We start from the raw sequence: 22,687 nt of genomic DNA on the forward strand, positions 1-22,687 counted from the left end.
GACTTAATATGGATGCAGTGATCAGTAAGACACAACAGTTACAAACGGTTTTGGGCCACTATCAGTCGGCCTTAGTGGCCTTTTCGGGGGGCATCGACAGTACGGTGGTCTTGAAGGCCGCCATCGATGCGTACGGTGCCGCTAACGTGCGGGCCGTCGTGGCCAATTCGGAGCTCTTTAGCGATACCGAATTTGACCAGGCCGTGGCGTTGGGGCAGAAGCTAGGCGTCACGGTGGTGCCGACCACGCTGACCTATTTGGCCGACGAAGACGTCCGGCACAACACGCCGAATAGTTGGTACGCCGCGAAGAAACTCTTCTATCAACGGTTGAACGGCTTAAAGGCCCAGTATCCGGCCGACGTGGTCTTGGACGGCATCATTGCTGATGACCTGAACGATTACCGGCCCGGTCTCAAGGCCCGCGACGAAGAACACGTGGTTAGTCCGTTAGCCTTGGCCGGCTTCACCAAGGCCGACGTCCGGGCGTTGGCGCAAGACTACGGGTTGACGAACTGGAACAAGGTGCCGTCTTGCAGCGTGTCGTCGCGTTTTCCGTATAACACCACGATAACGGTCGCGGCCATTAACCGGGTCATGCAGGCGGAAGCCTACCTCCGTGGTTTGGGCTTTGCGACGGTGCGGGTTCGGGTTCACGGCGATTTGGCGCGGATCGAAGTGCCGACTGACCGACTGGCAGACCTATTGGCCAATCGTGAGGCCGTCAACGACACGCTCAAGCAACTGGGCTACGATTACGTGTCGGTCGATTTGGGCGGCTTTATCAGTGGGCACATGAACGACGTCTTGACGGCTGCGGATAAGGCTTAGGCTGGCGCCGCAGCGGCAATAACGTTTTAAAGACTAGCAGCTACGGGTGCTAGTCTTTTTTGGGGCTAAATTTCGTAGTGGTGGCGGTTTCAAGGGGCGGTAGCCGGCATACGGTATGGTATGATATTTGGGATAAGCATTTTGGAAAGAAGGCCAACCGTGAGTAAACCTGAAACAGCCGAGCAACGTCTCTTTTCCCGGGACACGATTCTGCTCTTGATTTGTACTTTTTGTTATATGTGTTCGTCCATGTTGATTACGCCGTTGATCGTGGGGTTCACCCACAGTCTGGGGGCCAGTACGCTGGTAGCGGGAATCGTTGCCGCGGCGATGAACCTGTGTTCGCTGGTCTTTCGGCCGTTTGCCGGCCAATTAGTCGATGCCGTGACCAAATACAAGATTGCCTTGATTGGGGGGAGCCTGTTGCTGGTGGCGACCGTGGGGTACGCCGTTGCGGTGACTCCCTGGATGGTCGTGATTTTTCGAATCATCAACGGGTTCGGCTTCGCGTTAAGTTCGATTTGTCTGGCGACCTGGTTCTCTAGCTTGCTCCCCCGCGACCGCATCGGGGCCGGGATGAGCTACTACGGGATGATGAACGCCCTGGGGATGGCGGTGGCGCCGGCCTTAGGGATTTGGATCTTTCATCAGGTGAGTTACCGCGCCGCCTTCCTGTGTGGCACGGTGTTTAGCGCGACCATCGTGATCCTGATCCAGTTCGTCATTAATAAAGGCCGACCGTACCAGCGACCGAACCAGACTCAGGCGCCGACTGCCCACCACCGCATCGTCCAACCGCGGGTGGTCCCACTGGCCATTATCTTGATGCTCCTGTCGATCCCGTACTTTGCCACGCAGTCCTACATCGTGGAATACGTGGCGGTGCGGCATCTACAGGTGTCGGCCGGTAATTTCTTTATCGTCTATGCCATTATTCTTTTGGCGGTCCGGTTGGTCTTTAAGGACTACTTCGACCGGGTCCCGTTCAAATGGTTCCTCTTGATTGGGAGTTTTTGTAACCTGATTGGGATGCTGGGGTTGACCTACCTGGTGAACAACTGGATGATGGTGCTCGCGGCCGCCGGGTTAGCCGGGGGCTACGGCGTGATGTATTCGGTCTGCCAGGCCACCGCGTTGTTGCTAGCGCCACTAGATGAACAGGGGTTGGCTAACAGTACCTTTTACATCGGTATGGATACGGGGATGGTCTTAGGGCCAATTATTGGCGGTGCCTTGTTCGACGCCGTGCCCGTGACGTTGTTTTATCCGGCCTTATTGGTGACGATTCCCTTAACGGCCGTGGTCTACGTGATTTTTCACCGACAGTTGGCGGTGAAAGCCCAAAACGCGTAAACGCTGTTAAGCGGTCTGCACCGTTACGGGGGCGGACCGTTTTTCATCCCCACGATTAGGCCACGAAAATACCGGTGGACCAACAAAGTAAACGCTTTTGTTGTCAACGATGACTCCTAAGTTATACAATTAAAATTGTAATGAAATTGAGGAGGAATGAATTTTATGACGACAAGCTCAGTTTTAGATCAACGACTAACGTTAAACAACGGCTATCCCATGCCCCGCTTAGGGCTGGGGGTCTGGAAGACGTCCAACACGGATGCCGCGCACTCGGTCAGCCAGGCGATCCAGCACGGTTACCGGATGATCGATACCGCTAAACAGTACGGCAACGAACCCGGCGTGGGGGCGGGGATTCAAGACGGGTTGTTAAAGGCCGGCTTGAACCGCAAGGACCTCTTCGTCACCACCAAGGTCTTGAACGGTGACCAGGGATACGATTCCACGTTACGGGCCTTCGAAGCCAGCTTGAAACAGTTACGGTTACACTACGTCGACCTGTACCTGATTCATTGGCCGGTAGACGGTAAGTTTATCGATACCTGGCGGGCCCTCGAAGAACTCTACCGCAACGGCCAGGTTCACGCGATTGGGATTTCTAACTTTGATTCGGAACGGTTGACCGAGTTACTGGATAAGACCGCGATCACCCCGATGATCAACCAAATGGAATTTAACCCGTTGAACCAGGAAAAGGACTTACGGCAAGTGATGCAACTGGCCGGTATCCAATTAGAAGCCTGGTCGCCGTTGGGTGGCGGGGCTGCCTTGAGCAACCCGACGATTACCAAGTTAGCGACCAAGTATCAACGGTCGGCCGCCCAGATCATCTTGCGGTGGGATTACCAACACGGCATCATCACGATCCCCAAGTCGACGCACGTGGAACGGATCGTGGCCAACAGCCAGATCAACGATTTCACGTTAAGCGACGAAGACGTCGCCGCCATTGACGCTTTGGACCAAGGCAAGCGGGGCTTGTGGTACGACGATTTCGCTTGGCACAACCCGACGAACCCTAAGGCGTTGACCGGTGACGTGCAGGCCTGGGACGATACCGCGAAATTCTTACAAAAGTAATGATTCGATGACCATTTCCGCTGCGGGGATGGTCATTTTTTTGCCGAAAATCAGCTGAGATTAAGAAATTGATGAGGAGGCGGGTTGAATTCTGATTCCGGGTCAAAATGTGCTTGCTTTGCCGGTAGTCCGGGCTTAAGCTGGGGGGAGTAGATTGGAATATAGGACTGGGATAGACAATGAGTATTTGGCATTTAAAATTTTTAGACACGCTATCGAAGAAGATGGTGTTTGGGTTTATCCTGATTATCGCGTTGGGGACGCTTCTGTTGAGCTTACCGGTGGCCACGCGGGGCGGTCAGGGCACACCGTTGATCGACATTTTGTTCACAGCGGCCTCGGCCACCTGCATCACGGGGCTTACCGTGGTCAACACCGCGGCCCACTGGTCGGTCTTCGGGCAACTGGTGATTCTAGGAATGGCCGAGGTCGGGGCGTTGGGCTACATGACGTTTGCCGTGTTGCTGTTTAACCTGATTCGGCGGCACCGCCACATGGGACTATCGACCCAGCTCATGGTCAAGGAATCGTTGAACCTGGAAAATCTAAGCGACACCAAGAGCGTGATGAAGTACGTGGTCCAACTCTCGGCCATCTTCCAACTGGGCGGGGTCGCCTTACTAGCGGTCGACTTCATCCCCCGCTTCGGGTGGCGCCGCGGGCTGTACGTGTCGGTCTACCACTCGGTGATGTCGTTTTGTAACGCGGGGTTTGACGTTTTCGGTAATAGTCTGATGGCCTTTCGGGACGACACCTACGTGATTTTAGTGACGATCGTGTTGATCGTTGGCGGGGGCCTGGGTTTTCTGGTCTGGCGCGACGTGTTGTTGTATCACGAACGCCACCGGTTGAGCCTGAATTCGAAACTCACGCTGGTCACGACCGGGACCCTCTTCGTGGTCGGCTTCTTAGCGTTGCTGGTCACGGAAGGTAATCTGGCCTGCATCCCCGGCAACCCGACCTGGATCAACCGGGTGGTCAACACGCTGTTTCTTAGCGTCACGCCGCGGACGGCCGGTATCGTGACGTTGCCCACCAGTTCGTTACACGCCGGAAGTATTTTCCTGCTGATGATTTTGATGTTTGTCGGTGGGACGCCCGGGTCGACCGCCGGGGGGATCAAGACCACGACGTTTGGGGTCCTGATGTTACAGAGTATCGCCCAGATTCGGGGCAAGGACGACGTGGAATTTAGCCACCGCCGGTTCAGTCAGGCCAACATTAGCCGGGCCCTGTTGCTGGTTTTCTTAGCCAGCATCGTGATTACCGTGGCGACCTTGATTTTGACCCAGACCGAAAAGATTCCCCAAGGCTACGGCCTGGAATACATCGTGTTTGAGGTCTTATCGGCGTTTGGGACCGTGGGGTTAAGCCTGGGGTTGACCCCGCATTTGAGTGTGATTGGTAAATTGATTATTATCTTACTGATGTTTATCGGCCGGGTCGGGATCTTTACCTCCCTGTACTCGTTATCGAAGCGGCAGACCAAGGTCAGTCGCATCCGGTATCCGGAAGAAAACGTCTTAATTGGTTAAGGAGTGGCGAAATTGAAGAAGAACTTTGCCGTATTGGGTCTCGGACGGTTTGGTGAAGCCGTGGTCCGGACGCTTGCGGACATGCACCAAGACGTGCTGGCCGTTGATATTCACGAGGAACGGGTCAACGAGTTGATCGACGTGGCCACGCAGACGTTGATTGCCGACACCAGAGACGAAGAAGTGCTCCGGCGTCTGAACATCGATACCTTTGACTACGTGATCATTGGAATCGGTAATAACATGGAGGCCAGTATCCTCACGACCTTGTTGGCCAAGGAACAGGGGGCCAAGAAGGTGATTGCCAAGGCCGAAACCAGCGACCACGGCCGGGTTCTCCAACGAGTCGGGGCCGATCAGGTGGTCTTTCCCGAACGGGACATGGGGCGCGGCATCGCCCGCAAGCTCTTGTCGAATCACATCTTGAACTTCATCGACCTGAGTGAGGATTACACGTTGGCCGAAGTCGTGATTACCGACCCGACCTTCGTGGATCAGAATTTGATTCAACTGAACCTGCGACAACGGTTCGACCTGACCGTGATCGCCATTCAACGGGGACCGAAGATCGATATCTCGCCGGACCCGACGGCGATTGTGCGGTTGCACGACGTCTTGACCGTGGTGGGGCCGGTCAAGCAGGTCGAAGCCTTAGACGAGACCCTAAAAAAATAAGACGCTTAACGGTTCGGCCAGCTGGCTGAACCGTTTTTTACTGGGCGGCGCCACCGGCGCTTGACATTCGGACTAAACAAAATTAAAATATCATAATTGATTTAATCTAATTCTAATTTAGTGAACAGTACTTTAAGGGAGGAATCAGCTTGGGTCGTCGACCATTGCACCTATTTGTCAAGAAAGCCGTTCAAACCGATCTTTATCAAAAAACGGGGTTAGCGAAGACGCTGACCGCTTTTAGCCTGACCACGATGGGGATTGGGGCCATTGTCGGGTCCGGGATCTTCATTACGCCCGGCTTGATTGCGGCCAAGTATGCGGGCCCGGGCGTCATGCTCTCGTTCGTGATTGCCGTGGTGGTCTGTGCGTTAGCGGCGCTGTGCTATTCCGAATTTTCGTCGACGATTCCCTTGGCCGGGAGTGCCTACACCTACGTTTACGCGGTGTTCGGCGAATTTATCGCCTGGCTGTTGGGGTGGGCGCTGATTTCCGAGTACCTATTTGCCGTTTCCTCGGTGGCGGTGAGCTGGTCGTCGTACTTTCAAAACCTCCTGGCGGGCTTTGGGCTGAAACTCCCGGCGTTCTTCCAAGCCGCCGCGGGAACCGCCGGGGTCAAGGGCGGGGGCGTCGACATCATCGCGTTAATCATCACGTTGATTGTGGCGGGGCTGTTATCGCAAGGCATCCGGGAATCGGCCAAGGTCAACAACGTGATGGTCATCGTCAAGATTTTGGTGATTCTCCTGTTCATCGGCATCGCCGTCTTTTACGTGCGGCCGGCCAACTACCAGCCCCTGTTGCCGTTCGGGACCCAGGGCATCTTCAAGGGAGCGGCGGTCGCCTTTTACGCCTACATCGGGTTCGATGCCGTCTCGACGGCCAGTGAAGAGGTCAAAAATCCTAAGCGCAACATGCCCATCGGGATCATTGCGTCGCTACTGGTGGCGGCGGTGTTGTACATCGGCTTATCCGCCGTGCTGGTCGGCGTAGTGCCCTACACGAAACTCAACGTGGCCGATCCCGTGGCCTTGGCGCTGAACTTGATCCACCAGAACTGGGCGGCCGGCGTGGTCTCACTGGGGGCCATCGTGGGGATGACCACCGTGTTGATCGTGATGTCTTACGGGGGGACCCGCTTGCTCTTTGCCATCAGCCGTGACGGTCTGTTGCCACGACCGTTGATGCGGTTGAATCCCAAGACCCAGGTCCCGGTCGCAAACACCTGGATTTTCGGCATCATCGCCAGCCTGTTTGCGGCGGTGATTCCCATCGACAAAATCGCTGAATTAGTCAATATCGGGACGCTATCGGCGTTTGCCATGGTGTCCATCGGCATCGTGTTTTTGCGGCGGGACGCGCGGTTCAAGGATCTGGACACGGCGTTCAAAGTGCCCGGGTATCCGGTGGTGCCGCTGGTCTCCTTTGGGGCTTGCTTGTACCTGATGAGCCAGCTTCAGGCCTTCACCTGGGAGGCGTTTGGCATCTGGGTCGTGATCGGCCTGATCGTTTACGTGAGTTACGGGTACCGGCATAGCCGGGTCCGGCGTGAACTGACCGCAAACACTACTGAACGCTAAACCTTGCGAATTTCTTAAAGCGTTCCGGGGCTTAGGAAGTGTTAAGAAATGCCATTTATAATGGACGGGTTCAATCAATTTGAGATTAAATGTTCCGCGGTGAAGGGGACCCGTGGCTGAAAGGGTGGCAACATGCAACGTAAACGACTAAAAAAACGGCATCCGGTGTTTAAAACGGTGCTTTTCTTGATCCTGGCACTCCTGATTGGGGGCGGCGCGTACGGGATGCACAAATACCAAAGCCTCCAAAACTCGGTGAAGGGCTCGTATCAGGCGTCCGGTGTGAGTAAACTGCGGAACGTCAATCAACAATTAGCCCAGAAAAAACCGATCTCCATCTTACTGATGGGGACCGATACGGGGGCGTTAGGGCGAACCTTTCAGGGGCGGACCGACAGTATGATGGTCGTGACCATCAACCCCCAAACCAATAAGACCACCATTACCAGTATTCCGCGGGATACCGCCGTCAATATTCCGGGGTATGAAAGCCAATCACCGGCGAAGATCAATGCGGCTTATGCCTGGGGAAAATCGAAGACGGCCATCACCACGGTGCAAAAGATGCTGAACGTGCCCATCGACTTCTACGCCATTATCAACATGGGTGGGATGGAGAAAATCATTAACGAAGTGGGCGGGGTGACGCTCAAACCGACCCTGAGTTTCAGCTACGGCGGTTACACCTTTAAGAAGGGCGTGACCACCCACATGAACGGGAAAAAGGCCCTGGCGTACTCGCGGATGCGTGACGACGATCCCCAAGGCGATTACGGGCGGCAAACGCGGCAACGCAAGGTCATCATGGCCCTACTCAAGCAGAGTAATTCCATCAAAACTTTACTGAACGAAGATTTTATCAGCTCGTTATCGAAGCAGACCCAAACGGATCTGACCTTTAACGACTTAACGGCGTTGGCCCAGAATTATCGCTCGGCAATCAAGCACATTAAGACTACCCACATTCAGGGGACCGGCGAGACCATTAGCGGGCAAAGCATGGAGGTGGCCACGACCAGCGAACTGCAACGGGTCACCAACTTTATTCGGCGCGGTCTGGGGCTGAGTCACGCCACCACGGGGACCATTGCCGACATGACCGAGAGCACCACCACCGATACCACCGGCACGACCGAGACCACGATGGGGCCGGGTAACGGACAGTAAAAATGGTTAACCCGTTAAAACAAGGCTTGCTTTATTCGTGAATTACGTTAAAATGGCACCTGGTCATCACTAGCAGTGATGAGCAGATGCCATTTCTTTAGTCGGTGGCCTCTAATTTGAATAGGTGGGGCTTGCCATAGAACCACCCTTGGCGCAGGTCAATCTGTAAGTCATTGGCCATGTCGTGTTCCTCCTGGTTTTCCACCCCTTCGAGGATCAAACGCAGGTGGTGCTGGTCCGCGACTTGTTTCCAGAACTTCAGGTTAGCCGGGATCTCGGCCTCCCGTTTTTCTTGGCGGAAGTTTTGCATCGCAAACTTGATCTCACTGGCGTAAGGTAACACCGGCTTTAAGTGATCATAAGTGTTGATCCCGGTGCCCACGTCGTCCAGACTGAGTTGAATACCATGCTGATCGAAGAAGTGGACCTGATCGATGATTTGTTGGTCCGTGATGGCATCATCGGTTGCTTCTTCCGTGACCTCTAAAACGAGATTTAGGGGATAAATTTGTTGCTGAGCGGATAGAATCGCCTGCGCAATGGTATTATCAATGAACTGACTGCGGTTGGTATTAAACGAAACGGAGCCAATCTTTAACATGAGTTTTTGCGCGGTACGGCGGATGAGATCCGCTTGGACGTCAATCGGAATTGACGCGAAATTATGGGGTAAGACCCATTTATCAGCCACTTTCTGACGAATGAGCAACTCGTAGCCAATGAGCGAGTTGTTGGAGACGTCAAGTTGCGGCTGTAAAAAGTAACGGTACATGGCGCAATTCCTCCTTACATGCGGTTTCATTTACCATCATACTGTATTTTTGAGCTAAACAGTAGGGGCAGTCCCCAATTTGTGCGCAGAATGTGACGGGCTCAGTAATGGTTAGCAGTCTAACATAATATATTATATAAATTTTTATGGTTTTATTATATGAATTGATTTATAGTAGAAGTAGTCAGTCAACTCAAAGGGGCTTAAGACGATCAATTTGATTGTTAGGTTTAATTATTAATCAATTAGATTGATTAGGAGAGTTGACAAGTGTTCATTAGAACTTATGAGGAGTCTGATTAAATGACTTGGTCAATGTGGCTGGTACCACCCTTCATTACGAGTATTTTCTTTGTCCTCGGGGTCATCACGCTCTACTGGTCAATCTTTAACTGGATTACCACAAAGATTGAATCGCAGAGCAAACCCGTTAATGTCAAACGCGTCCAGGCATGGGTCGGGGCCATTTGTTCCGGGGTAGCCATTTTTGCGTTACAACTATTAGTGCGGGATAGTCACCTATCCTGGACCTTCATGAACTTTCAATTGTTGATCTTAGTTTTTGCCGCCTATTTCTTACAAATTCGCATTCCGTACTGGTTGATCTTTATCTTCGGAATCGGGTTCATGCTGCTCAACGGGAACGTGGACCAGCCGTTATCGTGGTTCTACACGGGGGTTTTGCGTTATTCTACCTGGAATCCCACGTTCAAAGTGTCCACATGTGGCGGTGGCCGTTTACCCGCTACATCTCGTTGGCCATGGTCAACGCCACGATTTTATGGATCGTGGTCAAGATTCGCTTGAACCTAGCCTGGACCACCGTGGCCGAAGAACTCTTAAACTTTGCCATTTTGGCTGTGCTGATGTACGGGTATTTCAAGATTCAGGATAAGGACCGGCGGATCAAAGACCGATTGTTCCAATCGGCCAACTGGGATGCGTTGACCAACGTGCAAAACTACGCGGCTTACGATCGGGCCATCGGGTACGAGTTCTATCACAGCGTGGGGCAACACCGTAACCTGTCGATGATCATGTTCGATATCGACCACTTTAAGCACGTTAACGATACCTACGGCCATTTAGCCGGGGATGAAGTTTTAAAAGGTGTGGCCAAAACGGCGAGCACAACGCTGAAACAAATCGATCCGAAAATCATTTTGTACCGGACCGGGGGCGAGGAATTTAACGTCCTCCTGCCGAACTATACCATGGAACAAACGCAGCCAATCGCCCAGCAGATTTTTGATGCCGTGGCGCAAAATGAGGTCGAGTATAACGGGCAAACGTTACGGGTCACCCTGTCGATCGGGGTCTCCGGCTTAACCGTGCAGGACCGTAACCCGTTGGACTTTTACAAGCGCGTCGACGCTAATTTATACCACTCCAAGAAAAACGGCCGGATGCAGATTACCACGGCGTAAGGCCGAACCCGTCTGAGGTTAAGTGCTTTTTAAGCCAGAATCGTGTACACTACGGGGTAGACCTAAATTAGTGTGAGGGGGGATCAGCATGATTCTGGGTCTCTTATTACTGTTACTTCTATTTCCCATTCTCCGGCTCGTGTTTGGCTTAGCCGGCTGGCTATTGGGCCTGGTGGGAACGTTGGTCATTGGGGCCATCGTTCTGGTGGCCTTCGCGGCACTCTTTAAGTTCTTTATCGTCGCCGTGTTGGTCGTCGGGGGACTGTGGGCCTCTAAAGCCATTTTTAGTTAACCATCAAAATAGGCACCGCAAGAGTGACTCACTCGTGCGGTGCCTTTTCGTGACTTATTCAAAGGATAATTCTACCAGGTAAGCGTGCTGGCCGGGGACGTAGCCCGTGGTGACCCACACGTCTTGGTAGTCTAGCTTGGAGCTTTTGGTCCGGTCGAAGAAATCGTTTAAGAGGTCGCCGTGCATGGCGAGAAAGTCCTCATCTAGTCGGTTGACCACTAAACGATCCGTGGGGAAGTACAGCTCGACGTTGGCCACGGGGACCGTATCGGGGACCCCAATCGAGACCACGTTACTGTTGCGTTGCGCAATGAAATTGACGCGTTGCGGGTGTCGGTGAATATAGGTTAAAACGTTATAGATCGAATCAGAATTACTAGCCACAAGTCCTTGCTCCCTTCGGTGCTTACATTGTAACAAATTTTGACCGGATTACCAGTCTCACCGGAATCATTGCTGGTGATGCGGCGGCTGAACCGAGATCAGCTTGACCATCTGGGCCGTTCAAGGGCTAGGGTCGCAATTAACCGAATGGTCGACGTTGGTCTGTGCGCCTGGTCAGTTAGCGCCGTCGATGGTCAAAGATTATCATTAATTCAAACGACCATCTATGGTTTTTAGTGACAAAGAACGTCCCTGAGTTGCCATGATGACCAGCCCGTTGCTGACTGGAGCGGAAGCGCTGGCGCCCCTAGATTAGGTCTATATGTATTGATGATTGCAAACGTTAAAGAGACGAGTATAATTGCCACATATGCAGTTTTTTGTCAGCATTGTTAACAAACTTATGAGAAAGAAGGCCAAAATCAAATGATGCGACTTGCCCGAAAACACCTGGACTGGTGGGCAGTAGTCCTGGCAGTGGGCTTTATGATGATTCAAGTTGCCTGTGACCTATCGTTACCCACGTTAACCTCCAATATCATTGATAAGGGGATTGCGAATAACGACATTGGGTACATCTGGCGCACCGGGGGGCAGATGCTCCTGCTGAGCTTTATCGGGGTGCTGGGCGCGGCCGGTAACGTTTATTACGCCGCCACCCAATCCCAGAAGATGGGGCAACGAATCCGAACCAACCTTTTCAAGAAGGTCACCTTGTCGTCCACGGAAGAGTTTGAGACCGTGGGGAACGCGTCTTTGATCACGCGGACCACGAACGACGTGGTGCAGATTCAAAACGTGATGGTCCAAATGTTACGGATGATGTTAATGGCGCCCATCATGTTAATCGGGGCCGGGATCCTGGCCTACCTCAAGAGCCCGCGCCTGACGCTGGTCTTCTTGGTGGCGTTACCCGTCTTGGCCCTCTTTACCGTTCTGGTCATGTATTTTGCGGTACCGTTATTTAAGAGCTTACAAAAGAAGATTGACCGCATTAACTTAATCTTTCGCGAAGGCCTGACGGGGGTCCGGGTCATCCGGGCCTTCAACCAAGATAAATTTGAACAGGACCGCTTCGAAGGGGCCAACCAAGACTACACCCAAACGGGGATTAAGGTCTTCATGATCGTTTCTTTGATGTTCCCGGTCATCACGCTGATCATTAGTGGGACCAACATCGGGATTGTCTGGTACGGGGGACAATTGATCGCTCACCAAGCTCTGGAAGTGGGGAACTTAGTGGCCTTCATGACTTACGCGACCCAAATTCTGATCAGTTTCATGATGGTGTCGATGGTCTTCGTCTTCGTGCCCCGGGCCCAAGCTTCGGCCGCCCGGATCAACGAAGTCATGGATTTGAAATCGAAGATCAACGACGCCGACCAACCCGTTACGTTACCGGATAGCCCGGTCAGCTTAGAGTTTGACCACGTGGATTTCCGCTATACGGGCGCGGAAAAGTTGGCCCTGACCGACGTGCACTTCCTGGCCAAGGCGGGGCAGACCGTGGCCATCATCGGGGGGACCGGGTCGGGGAAATCGACTTTGGTCAACCTGATTCCGCGGTTATTTGACCCCGAGAGCGGACAGATTCGCTTAAACGGGGTGGCCTTGCCGGCGGTGAGTCAGCGTGACTTACACCAAGCTGTTTCGATCACCCAACAAAAGGCCGTCCTGTTTGCCGGCACGATCCGGAGCAACATGGTGACCGCCAAGGCCGACGCGACCGACGATCAGATTTGGCACGCCCTCGACGTCGCCCAAGCCACGGACTTTGTGAAGGAGACCGGGGGCTTAGACGCCGTGGTCGAACAAAACGGGGATAACTTCTCTGGGGGCCAACGGCAACGCTTAGTCATTGCGCGCACCATTTTGAAGCGCGCCAGCGTCTACGTCTTTGACGACTCGTTCTCCGCGCTAGATTTCAAGACCGACGCGTTATTGCGGCAACAACTGCGGCAAGATGCGCAGGTCCAAGCCGGCGTGACCGTGATCGTCGCGCAACGGGTTTCCACCGTGGCCGACGCCGACGTGATCTTAGTGATCGACGGCGGTAAGATCGTGGGTCAGGGGACCCATGCGGAACTCAAGGCCACGAACAAGACCTACCAAGAAATTCTCGACTCACAATTACGGAAGGGGGATGTCGTCGATGCGTAACGGACGCGGTTCGGCCACCAAACAACGGCCACAAAGCTTCTGGAAGACCACCGGCCGCCTCTTCCGGTATATGAAACATTGGATTCCCGGCATCATCGTCGTGATGATTTTCGCGGCGGCGTCCGTAATCTTACAGATTCGGACCCCCAAGATCTTAGGGGAAGCCACCACGGAACTCTTTAAGGGCGTCATGAAGGGGACCGCCGAGCTCAAGGCGGGCATCAACCTGACCAGTCTGCCAATCAACTTCGGTAAGATTGGGCACATCCTCCTGATCGTCGGTATCCTGTACGTGGGTGCGGCGCTGTTCGGAATCGTCCAGCAGGTCATCATGAACTGGATCGCCCAAAAGGTGGTTTATCAGTTACGGCGGGACCTCAAAGATAAGATGCAACACCTGCCAATCAGCTATTATGATACCCATAGTAACGGGGACTTGATGTCCCGGATGGCCAACGATATGGATAACATCGGGGGTACGTTACAACAGACGCTGTCCCAATTGGTCACCAGTGTGCTGACCTTCTTCGGGGTGCTGTACATGATGCTGACCATCAGTGGCTGGCTGACGTTAGTGGCTCTGATTTCGGTCCCCCTGAGCCTGGTGGTCGTGATGCTTGTGGCGCCCCGCTCACAGAAGTTCTTCGCCAGTCAACAGAAGAATCTGGGGTTACTGAACAACACGGTCGAAGAGACTTACGCGGGGCATACCGTGGTCAAGACCTTCAACCAGGAAGCCGACGTGCAGGACCAGTTTGAAGAACACAACGAAAAGTACTATAAATCGGCCTGGAAGGCGCAGTTCGTCTCCAGTCTAATCTTCCCGTTGATGAACTTCGTCAAGAACCTGGATTACCTGGCCGTGGCGGTCATCGGGGGGATTCAGGTCGCCAACGGGACGGTGAGCTTAGGGAACGTGCAGGCCTTCCTGCAATACACCAACCAGTTCTCCCAACCCATCACCCAGATGGCGAACCTGACCAACACGATTCAGGCCACGATTGCCTCCGCCGAACGGGTCTTTGCCGTTCTCGACGAAGACGACATGCCGCAAACGGTCCACGACCAGTTACCGGCACAGACGGCGCAGGCGGGGAACGTGATCGAATTCGACAACGTGAACTTCCAGTACGTTCCGGACAAGCCGTTGATTGAAGACTTCAATCTGGCGGTTAAGCCGGGTGAGATGGTCGCCATCGTTGGGCCAACCGGGGCCGGGAAGACCACCATCATTAACCTGTTGGAACGCTTCTACGACGTGGCCGGCGGGCAGATCAAGTACCGCGGCCAAGCGACCAATACGGTGGCCAGAGCGGACTTACGGAAACACTTCGCGATGGTGCTGCAGGAGACCTGGCTCTTTACCGGAAGCATCTTCGACAACATCAAGTACGGTCGGGAAGATGCGACGGCCGACGAGGTCTACGCGGCGGCCAAGGCGGCCCACGCGGACACCTTTATCCGGCAGTTACCGGACGGTTACGACACCATTCTGAACGAAGCGGCCAGCAACATTTCCCAGGGACAACGGCAGTTATTGACGATTGCCCGGGCCTTCGTGGCCGATCCCGACGTGTTGATCTTGGATGAAGCCACCAGTTCCGTGGATACGCGGACGGAAATGCTGATCCAACAAGCCATGGAACGCCTGCTAGCTGGGCGGACCAGTTTCGTGGTGGCCCACCGGTTATCGACGATTCAAAATGCCGAGAACATCGTGGTGATGGACCACGGGCACATCGTGGAAACCGGGAACCACGACAGCCTATTGGCCGCCAACGGGTTCTACGCGGACCTGTACAACAGTCAGTTTGCGGGAAACAATTTAGCTTAAACTACCAGCATGGATTTTAGCGGTCGGGACGCCTCAGCGCGGTAACGGCCGCTTTTTCTATGCTACACTAAGGCCAAAGGAAAGGGATGGTCGCATGGCTCAAACGGTGCACTTCCGGTGGCAGCCCCAACGGGAAAGTGGCACGCCACTGTATCAACAACTGATCACCTATTGCGTCACCCAGATTCGCCAAGGCAACTGGTTAGTCGGCCAGCAACTGCCACCACAGCGGGAATTGGCGCGGACTTACCAGGTAAATCGCAGTACCATTCACGCGGCCATCGCCGAATTACAAGCACTGGGGGTGGTGACCACCGCCCACGGCCGCGGGACCCGGGTGACCAGTAACTCGTGGTCGACGCTGCTGGGCGCCACGCCGGACTGGCAACGGTGGGTCCACGCGGGTGAGTTTAGCGCCAATCAGCCCACCATTCAGACCATCAATCAACGCGAGTTTGCGACCCCGATTCGGTTGAGTACCGGCGAACTGGGCCCGGACCTGTTTCCCCGGCAAGCCGTTCAGACGGCCATGCACCAAGCCGCCGACCAACTGACCACGTTAAACTACCTACCGGCGCGCGGGTCGTTAGCCCTGAGAGAGGCGTTGGTGCGGCGCTTGGCAACCTGGGGCGTGCAAACCACCCCGGAGAACATCTTGATCACCTCGGGGTCCCTGCAGGCGCTGCAGTTGATCACGGCGGCGTTACTGGAACCGGGGACCACGGTCTACACGGCCCCGGCCAGCTATTTGCGGTCACTGCGGGTCCTAGAATCGGTTCAGGCCAAGTGGGCGCCCGTGCCGGTCGACGAGCAGGGGTTGGCTTACTGGCAGATTCCGGTGAGTTCGCAGCCGCAGCTTCTTTACACGGTGCCGACCTTCGATAACCCGTTGGGCACCGTGATGTCGGCCCAACGACGGCAGGACCTGTTGGCCTTTGCCCAGAAATACCAACTGCCAATCATCGAAGACACGGCCTACCAGGAACTCTGGTTGGACCAGCGACCGCCGCTGCCGTTAAAGGCCCACGATACCCAGGGCAACGTCTTATATCTGGGGACCGTTTCCAAGGACTTGGCGCCCGGCTTGCGAGTCGGGTGGTTGGTCGGGCCCCAGGCCGTGGTCGCCCGGTTGGCCGACGTGAAGATGCAAATGGACTACGGGGCCAGCACGTTGTCGCAACAAACGTTAGTCAACCTGCTGACGGCCCCGGATTACCCGCAAACGCTCCAGCGGTTACGCGACCAGCTGCGGGCGCGGCGAGAGGCGGCACTGGCGAGCTTAGCGGCCACGCTGGGGGACTTGGCGACCTGGCAGCGACCCGCGGGAGGCTTTTACCTCTGGGTCCAGTTACCCGCCAAGGTCGATTTATCCCGGCTGTTTCAAGCGGCGTTAGCCCAAGGCGTCTTGGTGAACCCGGGAACGGTGTATGGTGCGCGGACCAACGCCGTTCGGTTGTCGTACGCCTACGCGACGCCGGCCGAATTTCGCCAGGGGGTCACGGTACTGGCAACGCTGATTCGCGACCAATTAAGTCGGTGACCTAATTGGCCGTGGGGCGTTGCGCTCCCTCGGCATTTGCGGTTAAATGGAAAGCAGAGAGAAGGGATACCATGGCTTATCAGGCAACTAAGACCGCTTTACGGCGACTGGTCTCGGCGGGGGTGGTCCCCGGCGTGAGCTACGCCTTGATCGACGGTGACCGAGTCGAAACGGGCCAATTCGGACAAGCCGCGTTGGTGCCGACCGTCGAACCGTTGACCGCGGGGATGACCTATGATTTAGCCTCGTTGACCAAGGTCGTGGGGACCCTGAGCGTGACGCTCCAGCTCCTCGCCACGGGGCGGTTACGCCTGACGGACCCCATCACGACCTGGCTGCCCGCGTTTGGGGATTCACGGGTCACGATTCAACACCTATTGACCCACACCTCGGGCATCACGGGCTACATCCCCAACCGCAACCAGTTGAACGCCGCGGAGCTGACCCGGGCGTTACTGGGGTTGCACGTTGGCCCGACCTTTAACGTCAAGATGGTCTACGCCGACGTGAACTACATCTTCATGGGCTGGATCATCGAAGCGATTTTGGGCGAACCGGTCCAGGTGGCCGTGCAAAAACGGGTCCTGGACCCGTTGGGGATGACCCACAGCACCTTTACGCCCGCTGATTCGCACGCCTGTGTCCCCACGGCCATCACCCCCAGTCGGGGCTTGGTCCGCGGCGTGGTCCACGACCCCAAGGGGTACGTCTTACAGCGGCGGTGCGGGTCGGCCGGGCTGTTTAGTACGGTCGATGACCTGGTGCGCTTCTGTCAGGCGTATTGCCGTCCCGAACGGGTGGCGGCCGTGTTGCCCCCGACCTGGCTTCACCGGTTAGTCGCCGATTGGACGCCTAACGGTCGGGCCGGACGCTCCCTGGGCTGGGCGTTGACGGCCACCCAATGGCCGACTCCGCACCGGGTGCTCTGGCATTCCGGGTTCACGGGAACCTACTTGGTCATTGATCCGCAGACCGCCCAAGCGATGGTCTTCTTGACTAACCGGGTCCACCCGGTGGCGCCGAACCTGCCGTACCTAGATCAACGGAATGCGGTGATTGGGACGTATCTTGCCGAAAAAGCGACTATTTAGAATACTTAAGTGAGCGTCTATTTCCCCGTGGCGAATCCGGTTCTGACCGGTCCACTAACGCTGGGAAGGCCTCTCAAACAACAAAAAGCCCCCGTAAAATCAACACGATTTTACGGGGGCTTATTTTATTTAGAAGGTCGCCGGAATCGGTAAGGCTTCCTGTTGACTGAAATCGTCGTTGGGGAACTTGCGCTTTAACGCGGCGACCAGCAGGTGCTTAGCGATATCGCCGTTTCTGGTGAGGATGGGGCCGTGGAAGTACGAGCAGTAGACGTTCTTATAAATCGCGCCTTCCGTGCCGTCTTCGCCGTTATTACCCTTGCCACTGACCACGTTGCCCAGGGGCCGTTCACCCTTGCCGATGAAGGTCCGACCCTGATGGTTTTCAAAGCCGTGGTAGGTCTCCCCGGTCTCCTGGTTCTTGATCACGATGTCGCCGATGAACCGGTTGTGGTCCTGCGCTAAGGTGTAGTGATCCAACGCCCCGATGCCGGGCAGCTTTTCGCCGTCGGCTCCGATGTAGTAGTGGCCCAGGAGTTGGTAACCACCACAGATGGCCAGTAGGGGACCGCCGGATTCGATGAACTTGATCAATTCGGCCTTTTTGGTCTGAATGTCCTTGGCCACGATGGTCTGTTCGAAGTCCTGACCCCCACCGAAGAAGGCCAGATCATAGTCGGCCGCGTGGAAGTCTTCTTCGAGGCTGACCACTTGAACGTTTAGGTGGACGTCCATTTGCTTAGCGTAATAGTTCAACGCCAAGATATTGCCCACGTCGCCGTAGGTGTTCATTAGGTCGCCGTACAGATGGGCGACGTTTAATTCGTAAGTCATACGCCGAGTCCCTCCTTAATGAAACCCTTGCTGGCTAAAATCTTTCGTAATTGAAGCATGGCCGTGTAGGTCGCCAGGACGTACACCCGGTCGGTCGGCACTTCCTGAATCCGGTCGACCACCTTTTCGAGGCTGGGTTCCACGATGTGCTTATCGTCGGGCACCCCGGCGACCTTGAGCCGGAAGGTGATGTCCTTGTACCGTTCGCCCCCGGTGATAAACGTGGGGATGTTGGAGTCGGCGAGTTGTTCGAAGTCGCCGTCCCAGATCCAGCTGGTATCGATCCCGTCGGCGTAGTTGGCGTTTAACAGGCCGACGAACGAGAAGGGTTGGGGATCCGTGCCAATCATGTGCAGGACTTGGTCCAAACCGACCGGGTTCTTGACCAGGATGATGGTGACCCGTTTGCCGTTAACGTCGATGACCTCCTGGCGGCCGAAGACCTGTTCGTTGGCCGTGAAGGCGTGGGCAATCTGCTCGGGAGTCACACCCATGAACCGGCCCACCGCGTAGGCGGCCAGTGCGTTATAGATGTTGTAGGTCCCACCGACCGTGATCTTAAACGCGTGACCGTCGATGTCAAATTGCGAGGACGTTGGCGTCTGGGTGCCCAGCTGCGTCAACCGGTAGGTCAATTCGGGGCGCTTGAAGCCACAATTCGGGCAGAAGTATTTCCCCTGATTGCTGTAGGTCAGCGTGTGGTAGTGTAAGATGTGCTGACAGTTCGGGCACAGGACCCCATCCGTGTTGGGTTTGGCCTTGAAGTCGCTGTCGGGTTGGTCGTCGAAGCCGTAGTATTGGATCGGGTTCGGCAACTCTTTGGAATTAAAGATGGGCGAGTCGCCGTTGGCAATGATCGTGGCGTTCGGGGCCAGTGCGACCCCGTCGAGGATCTTCTGGTAGGTCGTGTAGATTTCGCCGTAACGGTCCATCTGGTCTCTAAAGATGTTGGTAAAGACGAAGGCCTTGGGTTCGATGTATTGGGTGACCTTGATCACGTTGGCTTCGTCGACTTCCAGCACGGCGAGGGGCCGGCCGGTCTTCGGGTTTTTCGCGTTTAAAAAGGTCGTGACGATTCCTTGTTCCATGTTGGACCCCGTGGGGTTGGTCAGAATCGTTGGGTATTTTTCGTGGAGCACCGACACGGTTAGGGCGGTGGTTAACGTTTTCCCGTTAGTCCCGGTGATGACGATCACGTCATACTTGGCACCTAACGACCGCAAGATTTGCGGGTCTAACTTCAAAGTAATCTTACCGGGTAAAGAACTCCCCCCGTGTAAGAAGGTGTGGAGAAACCAGTAAGACGATTTCCCCGCAAAGGTGGCAACACCGCTTCGCAATGACATGGACATTTCGCTCCTTAAACAAGACTTGGTTAAACCTCAAACGTTAATTCTAGCATTTTTTCTAGAAATAGGGGAGCTTACGCCTTGAACTTTGCGAAATTGCAAGGAAACCGTCCCAGACGGCCAGCGCGCGACCGGGAACGCTTCCAGCACGAAAGCCGCGATTTTTCGGCTTCTCTGGTCGAATTTTCCCAGGCAATCGGCTATAATAGATTAGAAACTGTCAAAAAAAGGTGGGAGTAACGTGGCGCAGCTCTTTTTTCGGTACGGCGCAATGAATAGTGGGAAGTCCATTGAGATTTTAAAGGTCGCCCACAACTACGAGGAACAACATAAACGGGTCATTATCATGACCAGTGGCTTGGATACCCGTGACGGGGTCGGGGCCATTTCCAGTCGCATCGGGCTGAGACGTCCCGCGCATCCAATTTTTGCGACGACTAACGTCTACGATGAAGTGGAGAAGTTAGACCCGCAGGCCAACTGTCTGCTGATTGACGAGGCCCAGTTCTTGACCAAGGAGCACGTGTTCCAGTTGGCCAAGATCGTGGACGACCTGCACATCCCGGTCATGACCTTCGGGTTGAAGAATGACTTTCGCAACGAATTGTTTGAAGGGTCGAAATACCTTCTATTATATGCGGATAAGATTGAAGAAATGAAAACCATTTGCTGGTTCTGTACCAAAAAGGCCATCATGAACCTGCGCTTTCACGACGGGAAGCCCGTCTATGAAGGCGAACAGGTCCAGATTGGTGGCAACGAAGCCTATTATCCGGTCTGTCGGCGGCACTATTTCAACCCGCCGTTGGATCAGATGGGGCAATAACGAAACGAGGTTAAAACGAAATGGACGAAATGTTTGATAAGCTCCAGGCCGTCGCGGACCGTTACGACGAGCTCAACGAATTGATCAGTGATCCGGAAGTGATTGCGGACACGCAAAAATTCATGGCTCTGTCGAAAGAAGAGGGCGAACTCCGCGAGACGGTGGAAAAGTACCACCAATACCAAGACGTCACCAAGCAAATCAAGGATGACGACGAGATGCTCCGCGAAAAGCTCGACGACGACATGGAAAGCATGGTCAAAGACGAGTTGAAAGACTTAAACGACCAAAAGGAAAAGTTAGAAGATGCCATCAAGCTCTTACTGTTACCTAAGGACCCGAACGATGATAAGAACATCATCATGGAAATCCACGGAGCAGCCGGGGGCGACGAAGCCAGCCTTTTTGCGGCCGACCTCTTTAGCATGTACTCCAAGTACGCCGAACGCCAAGGCTGGAAGATCGAAATCGTCGACGAGAACGCCACCGAAGTCGGGGGCTTTAAGGAAATCGTCATGATGATCACCGGGGACAAGGTCTACTCCAAGCTGAAGTACGAAAACGGTGCGCACCGGGTTCAACGGGTCCCCGTCACGGAATCTGCTGGTCGGGTCCACACCAGTACCGCTACGGTCGGGGTCATGCCCGAAGAAGAAGACGTCGATATCGATATCGACCCGAAGGACATTCGGACCGACGTTTACCGGTCATCCGGTGCCGGTGGGCAACACATCAACAAGACCTCTTCAGCCGTACGGATGACCCACTTGCCAACGGGCATCGTGGTCGCCATGCAAGACGAACGGTCACAGCAACAGAACCGGGCGAAGGCCATGCAGATCCTAAAGGCGCGGGTCTACGACTATTACAAGCAACAAGAAGAAAGTGCTTATAACGCCGAACGGAAGTCGGCCGTGGGGACCGGGGACCGTTCCGAACGAATTCGGACCTACAACTACCCGCAAAACCGGGTGACCGATCACCGCATCGGGTTGACGTTAAACAAGCTTGACCGGATCATGAACGGGGAACTCGACGACATCATCGACGCGTTGATCCTGTCCGACCAGGCCGCTAAATTGGAAGACTTAAAGAATAATGGCTAAATCGGTCACGTACTTTGCGGCGCTAAAGACCGCCGAGCAACAACTGACCGCGACGCAACAAGATCCCAGTGCCGCTCAGTTTCTCCTGTTAGAAACGCGGCACTGGACCTTTACGCAACTGGTTCAGCACTACCGCGATTCGATGCCGGGTGACCAACTGGCCCGCTATCAGCAGCAGGTCGCCCGGGTCAGCGCGGGCGAACCGGCCCAGTACGTCTTAGGGCACGCGCCCTTTTATGGCCGGGAGTTTGCGGTCAACGCCGCGACGCTGATCCCACGGGTCGAGACCGAGGAGCTGGTGGACTGGGTGTTGACGAGTCAGCCGACTGCCGCCCAGCGGGTCCTCGACGTGGGGACCGGTAGTGGGGCCATCGCCGTGACGTTACAGGCGGAACGGACCGCGTGGCAGGTGACGGGGACGGACATTTCAGCCGCCGCCATTGCCGTGGCGCAGCGTAACGCGCAGACCTGGGCGCCCGCGGTGACCTTAGCCGTGGGGGACCTGTTTGCGCCGGTCCAGGGTCAGCGGTTTGATCTGGTGGTGTCGAACCCCCCGTACATCGACCGGACGGAAACGGCGGTCATGGACGCGTCCGTCAAACGCTACGAACCGCAGAACGCGTTGTTTGCGGCCCATCACGGACTGGACTTTTACCAGCGCTTCGCGGCCGCCTTGCCGACGGTACTGACGGCGCGGGGAAACTTCTTTGCGGAGATTGGGTACCAGCAGGGCGGTGCGGTGCGTGAGATTTTTCAAACGGCCTTACCGACGGCACAAGTCACCATCCGTCAGGATCTGAGTGGCCACGACCGCATGGTACGGGTTGAACTCACAGAATAATGGGAGAT

20 protein-coding genes are annotated in these 22,687 nt (G+C 55.1%); 16 read left to right on the plus strand and 4 right to left on the minus strand.

All coding sequences use genetic code 11. From position 1 onward, the window contains the following. Positions 1-8 precede the first annotated feature (8 nt). From larE to FD38_RS08345, 7 genes are all read left to right on the plus strand, one after another. The gene (gene larE / locus FD38_RS08315) at positions 9-830 is read left to right on the plus strand and encodes an ATP-dependent sacrificial sulfur transferase LarE (RefSeq protein ID WP_057733157.1); all 822 of its coding nucleotides are present in this window, start codon (positions 9-11) and stop codon (positions 828-830) included. 159 nt (positions 831-989) lie between these two features. Next, positions 990-2,183 (plus strand): MFS transporter, encoded by a 1,194-nt coding sequence (locus tag FD38_RS08320; protein WP_225430764.1) that lies wholly within the window; start codon positions 990-992, stop codon positions 2,181-2,183. A gap of 165 nt (positions 2,184-2,348) precedes the next feature. After that, on the plus strand, positions 2,349-3,266 hold the full coding sequence (locus FD38_RS08325; protein WP_057733161.1) for an aldo/keto reductase: 918 nt from the start codon (positions 2,349-2,351) through the stop codon (positions 3,264-3,266). Positions 3,267-3,445: 179 nt separating this feature from the next. Then, positions 3,446-4,801, plus strand: a complete 1,356-nt coding sequence (locus FD38_RS08330) for a TrkH family potassium uptake protein (RefSeq protein WP_057733163.1) — start codon at positions 3,446-3,448, stop codon at positions 4,799-4,801. Positions 4,802-4,813: 12 nt separating this feature from the next. Then, positions 4,814-5,476, plus strand: a complete 663-nt coding sequence (locus FD38_RS08335; protein ID WP_057733165.1) for a potassium channel family protein — start codon at positions 4,814-4,816, stop codon at positions 5,474-5,476. Positions 5,477-5,625: 149 nt separating this feature from the next. Next, entirely contained in the window at positions 5,626-7,056 is a 1,431-nt protein-coding gene (locus tag FD38_RS08340; RefSeq protein ID WP_057733167.1) for an APC family permease, read from the plus strand. A gap of 132 nt (positions 7,057-7,188) precedes the next feature. Further along, positions 7,189-8,223 carry an LCP family protein gene (locus tag FD38_RS08345; protein ID WP_057733169.1) on the plus strand — a complete coding sequence of 345 codons (1,035 nt, stop codon included), beginning with the start codon at positions 7,189-7,191 and terminating at the stop codon, positions 8,221-8,223. 97 nt (positions 8,224-8,320) lie between these two features. On the opposite strand, the gene FD38_RS08350 is transcribed toward FD38_RS08345, so the two are convergent. Beyond that, positions 8,321-8,995, minus strand: coding sequence for an EAL domain-containing protein (locus tag FD38_RS08350; RefSeq protein ID WP_057733171.1), 675 nt, complete (start codon positions 8,993-8,995; stop codon positions 8,321-8,323). A 662-nt stretch (positions 8,996-9,657) separates the two neighbouring features. Between FD38_RS08350 and FD38_RS08355 the strand changes: the two genes are divergently transcribed. Both FD38_RS08355 and FD38_RS08360 read left to right on the plus strand, forming a co-directional pair. Continuing rightward, entirely contained in the window at positions 9,658-10,422 is a 765-nt protein-coding gene (locus tag FD38_RS08355; RefSeq protein WP_225430763.1) for a GGDEF domain-containing protein, read from the plus strand. An 88-nt stretch (positions 10,423-10,510) separates the two neighbouring features. Beyond that, complete coding sequence (locus tag FD38_RS08360) at positions 10,511-10,714, plus strand: hypothetical protein (RefSeq protein WP_057733173.1); 204 nt, start codon at positions 10,511-10,513, stop codon at positions 10,712-10,714. Positions 10,715-10,768: 54 nt separating this feature from the next. Here the strand turns inward: FD38_RS08360 and FD38_RS08365 are convergent, their stop codons facing one another. Next, on the minus strand, positions 10,769-11,098 hold the full coding sequence (locus FD38_RS08365; protein ID WP_057733175.1) for a hypothetical protein: 330 nt from the start codon (positions 11,096-11,098) through the stop codon (positions 10,769-10,771). A 426-nt stretch (positions 11,099-11,524) separates the two neighbouring features. Between FD38_RS08365 and FD38_RS08370 the strand changes: the two genes are divergently transcribed. From FD38_RS08370 to FD38_RS08385, 4 genes are all read left to right on the plus strand, one after another. After that, the gene (locus FD38_RS08370) at positions 11,525-13,258 is read left to right on the plus strand and encodes an ABC transporter ATP-binding protein (protein WP_057733177.1); all 1,734 of its coding nucleotides are present in this window, start codon (positions 11,525-11,527) and stop codon (positions 13,256-13,258) included. Continuing rightward, entirely contained in the window at positions 13,251-15,092 is a 1,842-nt protein-coding gene (locus FD38_RS08375; RefSeq protein ID WP_057733179.1) for an ABC transporter ATP-binding protein, read from the plus strand. Before FD38_RS08370 ends, FD38_RS08375 begins: the two co-directional genes overlap by 8 nt. A gap of 94 nt (positions 15,093-15,186) precedes the next feature. After that, a complete protein-coding gene (locus tag FD38_RS08380; protein WP_057733180.1) occupies positions 15,187-16,632 on the plus strand; it encodes an aminotransferase-like domain-containing protein in 1,446 nt (481 codons plus the stop codon). 71 nt (positions 16,633-16,703) lie between these two features. Beyond that, positions 16,704-17,723 carry a serine hydrolase domain-containing protein gene (locus tag FD38_RS08385; protein WP_057733182.1) on the plus strand — a complete coding sequence of 340 codons (1,020 nt, stop codon included), beginning with the start codon at positions 16,704-16,706 and terminating at the stop codon, positions 17,721-17,723. 129 nt (positions 17,724-17,852) lie between these two features. Here the strand turns inward: FD38_RS08385 and FD38_RS08390 are convergent, their stop codons facing one another. Further along, positions 17,853-18,557, minus strand: coding sequence for a type 1 glutamine amidotransferase (locus tag FD38_RS08390; protein ID WP_057733184.1), 705 nt, complete (start codon positions 18,555-18,557; stop codon positions 17,853-17,855). After that, on the minus strand, positions 18,554-19,903 hold the full coding sequence (locus FD38_RS08395; RefSeq protein WP_057733186.1) for a Mur ligase family protein: 1,350 nt from the start codon (positions 19,901-19,903) through the stop codon (positions 18,554-18,556). Before FD38_RS08395 ends, FD38_RS08390 begins: the two co-directional genes overlap by 4 nt. A 244-nt stretch (positions 19,904-20,147) precedes the next feature. On the opposite strand from FD38_RS08395, the gene FD38_RS08400 reads away from it, so the two are divergent. Genes FD38_RS08400 through prmC form a run of 3 tightly spaced genes read left to right on the plus strand, consistent with a single transcriptional unit; the run spans position 20,148 to position 22,679 of the window. Further along, the gene (locus tag FD38_RS08400) at positions 20,148-20,732 is read left to right on the plus strand and encodes a thymidine kinase (protein ID WP_057733188.1); all 585 of its coding nucleotides are present in this window, start codon (positions 20,148-20,150) and stop codon (positions 20,730-20,732) included. A gap of 20 nt (positions 20,733-20,752) precedes the next feature. After that, the gene (prfA, locus tag FD38_RS08405; protein ID WP_057733190.1) at positions 20,753-21,838 is read left to right on the plus strand and encodes a peptide chain release factor 1; all 1,086 of its coding nucleotides are present in this window, start codon (positions 20,753-20,755) and stop codon (positions 21,836-21,838) included. Further along, the gene (gene prmC / locus FD38_RS08410; RefSeq protein WP_057733192.1) at positions 21,831-22,679 is read left to right on the plus strand and encodes a peptide chain release factor N(5)-glutamine methyltransferase; all 849 of its coding nucleotides are present in this window, start codon (positions 21,831-21,833) and stop codon (positions 22,677-22,679) included. Before prfA ends, prmC begins: the two co-directional genes overlap by 8 nt. The last annotated feature ends 8 nt before the right edge of the window (positions 22,680-22,687 follow it).

Source organism: Levilactobacillus zymae DSM 19395, from assembly GCF_001434115.1.
GTDB classification, from domain to species: Bacteria; Bacillota; Bacilli; order Lactobacillales; family Lactobacillaceae; genus Levilactobacillus; species Levilactobacillus zymae.

What these genes read in the sequence shown, in the direction of transcription:
- FD38_RS08330 (WP_057733163.1), top strand. Translation starts at nt 3,446, where the DNA reads ATGAGTATTTGGCATTTAAAATTTTTAGACACGCTATCGAAGAAGATG.
- larE (WP_057733157.1), top strand. Translation starts at nt 9, where the DNA reads ATGGATGCAGTGATCAGTAAGACACAACAGTTACAAACGGTTTTGGGC.
- FD38_RS08395 (WP_057733186.1), bottom strand. Translation starts at nt 19,903, where the DNA reads ATGTCATTGCGAAGCGGTGTTGCCACCTTTGCGGGGAAATCGTCTTAC.
- prmC (WP_057733192.1), top strand. Translation starts at nt 21,831, where the DNA reads ATGGCTAAATCGGTCACGTACTTTGCGGCGCTAAAGACCGCCGAGCAA.
- FD38_RS08350 (WP_057733171.1), bottom strand. Translation starts at nt 8,995, where the DNA reads ATGTACCGTTACTTTTTACAGCCGCAACTTGACGTCTCCAACAACTCG.
- FD38_RS08390 (WP_057733184.1), bottom strand. Translation starts at nt 18,557, where the DNA reads ATGACTTACGAATTAAACGTCGCCCATCTGTACGGCGACCTAATGAAC.
- FD38_RS08385 (WP_057733182.1), top strand. Translation starts at nt 16,704, where the DNA reads ATGGCTTATCAGGCAACTAAGACCGCTTTACGGCGACTGGTCTCGGCG.
- FD38_RS08370 (WP_057733177.1), top strand. Translation starts at nt 11,525, where the DNA reads ATGATGCGACTTGCCCGAAAACACCTGGACTGGTGGGCAGTAGTCCTG.
- FD38_RS08360 (WP_057733173.1), top strand. Translation starts at nt 10,511, where the DNA reads ATGATTCTGGGTCTCTTATTACTGTTACTTCTATTTCCCATTCTCCGG.
- FD38_RS08345 (WP_057733169.1), top strand. Translation starts at nt 7,189, where the DNA reads ATGCAACGTAAACGACTAAAAAAACGGCATCCGGTGTTTAAAACGGTG.
- FD38_RS08380 (WP_057733180.1), top strand. Translation starts at nt 15,187, where the DNA reads ATGGCTCAAACGGTGCACTTCCGGTGGCAGCCCCAACGGGAAAGTGGC.
- FD38_RS08325 (WP_057733161.1), top strand. Translation starts at nt 2,349, where the DNA reads ATGACGACAAGCTCAGTTTTAGATCAACGACTAACGTTAAACAACGGC.
- FD38_RS08375 (WP_057733179.1), top strand. Translation starts at nt 13,251, where the DNA reads ATGCGTAACGGACGCGGTTCGGCCACCAAACAACGGCCACAAAGCTTC.
- prfA (WP_057733190.1), top strand. Translation starts at nt 20,753, where the DNA reads ATGGACGAAATGTTTGATAAGCTCCAGGCCGTCGCGGACCGTTACGAC.